This is a genomic window from Microbacterium sp. Y832 (genome assembly GCF_057669765.1).
In genome coordinates this window covers 1-1,326 of the sequence record NZ_JBYHFM010000018.1, presented here as the reverse complement: position 1 = coordinate 1,326, position 1,326 = coordinate 1, and the positions used below count along the sequence as shown (strand labels likewise).

The window sequence follows — 1,326 nt, the reverse complement described above, 5'->3', positions numbered from 1 at the left end:
TAATGAAAACCGCCGGACCCCACACACCGTTTATCGGACAGTCCCGCTGTTGGGCAAGGACGTCTACGATCTGTTCTCAGCACAGAACGCGAAGGACGGGATATCTGCTCTATTCTCACTGGTGTGCGGAACCGTCGCTAGTCTCATCGCCGCCCCGACCGTTGTGGGTGCCGTGGTAGCTGCAGTAGGTTGCGCTGCTCTCGGCCAGCTGGCAAGAGATGCGATGGACTGAGGGAGAATATGGTGAGCCCTGAAAGTGAGCCTCCGGCGCGGAAGAGCCCCTATCCATCCAGGTATGGCCCCCTCAGATTGTTCCTACCTCTGGTCTGCATTGTTCTCTCCGTAGGCGTGGTGATCAAAGGAGCTATTGACATCTCTGCGGGGCGCGATGCGACGTTCATCTGGATTGGATTGGCTCTGTTTGTCTTCGGAGTCATCACTGCCCTGATAGCCCGGTGGATGGCCGGACGCGGAATCTGATTCTCATAACCGCCTCCGGGAAACCGACGTTCGCCGACGAGAGCTAGGAGCAACTCATCGAGAACCAGTCATCATGGAAGCCGTTCGTCGTCTTCGGGATCTTCATGATCGTGTTCGCCGGAGTCGCGACTTGGTTGATCACCCTCGGTGCGGACCCAAACGCGGGTCGGCTGGGATCGTGGGCGCTCCTCGGGGTTCCCATGGGCTTGACAGTTCTGATCATCGGCATAGTCAAGAAGCGACGTGGAGACGCGAAGCGATAAGCCAGGCACAGATCGGACGCGCCACAGCTTCGGCCTTTACCCGCGCCCGGAAATTCCGGTCGAAGGCACGAAACTGCCGCCGCGGAACCGTCGCTAGGTCAAGCCGCAGGTACACGTCGGCATGTCAGTCAACCCACGGCTTTCTGGACGGTCGTCTGACCTCTTGCCCTCTCAATTGGGCAACTTCGGAGTGCCATAGACTCGGGCCCTCTTTGCCAGGCTGATTGTGAGTCATTTCGCGATCGGGGAGGGAGCAGGGTAGTGACGATTAGTACGGGGTTCACAGCGGCGGAGATCCGTGAGTTCGTGCACGAGTACCAGGTGCAGCCGTTCGGGCAGAAGGGGCCCTGGTTGGACGAGCGGGGCATCTCGTATAAGCGGATGCGGCGGTGGCGGGATGCGGTGTTCGAGGGTGACCTCGACCGTGGCCTGATCCCGCGAGAGGGTAGTGCTATGACTGTCCCGCCGAACAAGCGCACTGCGCTGGAGAAGGCGCGCGCTCGGGAGCGTGCCGCGCAGGATGCCGAGGTCGCGCGATTGGGACTGCCCCTACTTTGGTTGACGGGTAGGGGTCGGGGTGTTC

The 1,326-nt window shown here is 60.6% G+C and carries 1 protein-coding gene; it reads left to right on the top strand.

What is annotated here, in order from left to right:
- Positions 1–232, top strand: a 232-nt coding sequence (locus tag AC25YV_RS12785) for a hypothetical protein (RefSeq protein WP_488124238.1), incomplete at its 5' end; no start/stop codon positions are given.
- Positions 233–1,326 lie beyond the last annotated feature (1,094 nt).